2 protein-coding genes and 1 pseudogene are annotated in these 2,634 nt (G+C 49.4%); 1 reads left to right on the top strand and 2 read right to left on the bottom strand.

Annotation, left to right across the window (positions count from 1 at the left end):
• Positions 1-915: pseudogene (dusB, locus tag GAC_RS03065) on the bottom strand (tRNA dihydrouridine synthase DusB); the annotation flags it as partial.
• Between the two features lie 145 nt (positions 916-1,060).
• Between dusB and GAC_RS03060 the strand changes: the two are divergent.
• Positions 1,061-1,930 carry a 4-(cytidine 5'-diphospho)-2-C-methyl-D-erythritol kinase gene (locus GAC_RS03060; RefSeq protein WP_011114301.1) on the top strand — a complete coding sequence of 290 codons (870 nt, stop codon included), beginning with the start codon at positions 1,061-1,063 and terminating at the stop codon, positions 1,928-1,930.
• A 124-nt stretch (positions 1,931-2,054) separates the two neighbouring features.
• Here GAC_RS03060 and GAC_RS03055 read toward each other — a convergent pair whose 3' ends face one another.
• Entirely contained in the window at positions 2,055-2,489 is a 435-nt protein-coding gene (locus GAC_RS03055) for a hypothetical protein (RefSeq protein WP_010267448.1), read from the bottom strand.
• Positions 2,490-2,634 lie beyond the last annotated feature (145 nt).

The raw sequence follows: 2,634 nt of genomic DNA, 5'->3' as shown, positions 1-2,634 counted from the left end.
CCCTTATCGCTACCGGGTCACTCATCGTATTAATCTGCGCCCTGAAATATGTGGCACCAGCATTGGAGACGCTATACCATCCAAGATGCTTCCTAAGAATCTTCACGCCTATGTCCTTCCCGTAGTAATCTACTGCACTATCGTAATGCTTTAGCACTATTCAAGTTTTTCGTCCGCCGAAGGCTCAGGCAATGCCTCCCCTGTTTTCATAAAGTGCAGTGCCTGTTTTATGAGCCAAGGCTTGCCGTACGCCCCTCTGCCAATCATAACCCCGTCTGCACCGGAAAGACTTAACGCACTGGTTATGTCTTGAAGAGTGCGGATATCTCCATTTGCTATCACTGGTATCTTAACACAATCTTTCACGCACTTGATAAACTTCCAATCTGCAGTCCCGCTGAACATCTGGGTCCTGGTTCTCCCGTGTACTGTAACCATCTGTATACCAACGTCTTCAGCTATTTTTGCCAACCTGGGTGCGTTCAAATCTGTTGCACTCCAGCCCATACGCATCTTGACGGTCACGGGAATGGTCACCGCCTTTACCACGCTCTCCATTATTTTTGCAGCTTTCTCCTCGTCTTTCATAAGCGCGGAGCCGGCATGGCCGTCTACTATCTTTTTCACCGGGCAACCAAAATTGATATCTATCGACCTTGCGCCCATATCTTGGTTAATTTTTGCTGCTTCCGCCATAATCTCAGGCACGCATCCAGCCAACTGTACGGCAGTGTTTGCCCCAACGTCTGATTTTTGCAGACTTTGCCGCGTTTTTATTATCATAGCCCGACTGGCGATCATTTCAGAAACTAAAAGCCCTGCACCGAATTCCCCGACGATAGACCGAAAGGGCATGTCAGTAACGCCTGACATTGGCGCCAAAATTACTGGGCATTCAGATATAAGCTGTCTCATTGGCAATTTTATGAGCTGTGCGAGCTAGATGGTATCACCATAACCATGGATGTAGCAACACCGAACAAAACATCGTACGATGAGTGCTTAAGATTTTAATATTGACTTGTAGTTGTGGCCATGCTAGAGGTGGGCACATCCAGGAGTGCAGGGAGTAATGTCTAAGTACCAAATAAACGCTCCGGCGAAGATAAACCTGTTTCTCCACGTAGTGGGCAAGTCTACATCCGGATATCACGTTTTGGAGTCTGTTTTCGCCTTCATCAAGCTGTATGATACGCTCGAAATTGAAATTGGGTCAAAGAACAGGGGCGTGGAATTTGTGCAGTTTTCAGGAATAAGCAAGCACGATAACACCGTGCAGAGGGCTATAGGGCATCTGGTGAGGAGATGTGCTCCAGGTGTTGCCAAGAATGTATACGTTAAAGTTACCAAGAATATCCCCGTGTCTGCGGGGCTGGCTGGTGGCTCTGCCGATGCAGCGGCTATTATACGTCTACTTGGCAAAAATTGGGGTATTAGTGAAGCTGGTATGAACGGCGTTGCAGCATCTGTAGGGAGCGATGTTCCCGTGTGTTTACAGTCCAGAACGGCATTTGTTTGCGGAATGGGGGAGAATGTAAAACTCTTGCCACATGCCAGGCTGCCAAACTACGTCGTATTGGTGAGGCCGAATGATGTATACTTAAGCACTAGAAGCGTATTTGACGCCTATGCTTGCAAGGAATTTTCGAAGAGTATAGGTAACCCACCAGAGGCTTCTGACGGCTTGCTAAGCCTAGTTATGCAGTCTCGCAACGATCTGACTGACACTGCGATATTACTTGTACCTGAAGTGAAAAAAATCCTGGCAGAATTACAATCTTTGGGAGGCTGCATTCTTTCCAGGATGAGCGGCAGCGGGGCCACATGCTTTGCACTGTTTGAGGATGGCGAAGCCGCAAGCGATGGAGTGAGATACCTAAAAGGCCGGCACCCAGAATGGTGGGTGTACGAGACTGAAATCTCCCAGTAAACACCGGCCGGCGGCCGCAGCTGCTTCACACCTCATGCGATGACCTCACACGCGGCCACGCACCCCGGCCTTGAACTCCGATTTTGCCGCGAGCCCGGCCTAACCAGGCTCACGTGTCAAATACCTACTCAGCAGTTGACTGCTCACGCATCCACTGAGCGAGAGATGATCTCCAATCTACGAACTCCCGGCTGGGGCCTTCACCGTGCTCAGGAACGTCTGACGGTGGAAGCTCGTGTGCTTGATGTGCCAGGGATGACACCCAATCTGCAAATTGCCGACTACGGGTTTCCGCATACGCAGTAGACTCAGGCGACAACGGCTCATGCTCTTGCATTGAGCCAAGCGTTGATTCTTCTCCTAAAGTTTCCTGATCGGCAAAAAGTGCGCTGATAATGGCGTTGTAATAGTCCCCCAACACGGAAATGGCACACGCGCCCATTTCATAAATGGCATCTAGAACATAATGATAGTAAGAGTATTGTGACGGGGCTTCCTGGGTGTTGACATCACCAGCGTCTTGCAAGCCACCTTCCGCATTGATTAGGTTACCTTCCATACCGACTCCAAACTAGAACAGCCTCTCGGATTGTACATCCCGTTTCTTTTGCGCGCAAGTGTTGGCATAAAGGCCCCTGTAGCCGTAACTTGGGGTAGCTATGACGTATATGTGAAGATGCATGTCTTTTTCTGTGCAGTTCCTC

The sequence above is a fragment of the Anaplasma marginale str. Florida genome (genome assembly GCF_000215485.1).
In the GTDB taxonomy this organism is placed as follows: Bacteria; Pseudomonadota; Alphaproteobacteria; order Rickettsiales; family Anaplasmataceae; genus Anaplasma; species Anaplasma marginale.
The sequence above is the reverse complement of the archived record's forward strand: the minus strand, read 5'-3'. Positions and strand labels throughout refer to the sequence as shown.

Excerpts from the sequence above, each read along its gene's own strand:
- GAC_RS03055 (WP_010267448.1), bottom strand. The coding sequence starts at position 2,489 with ATGGAAGGTAACCTAATCAATGCGGAAGGTGGCTTGCAAGACGCTGGT.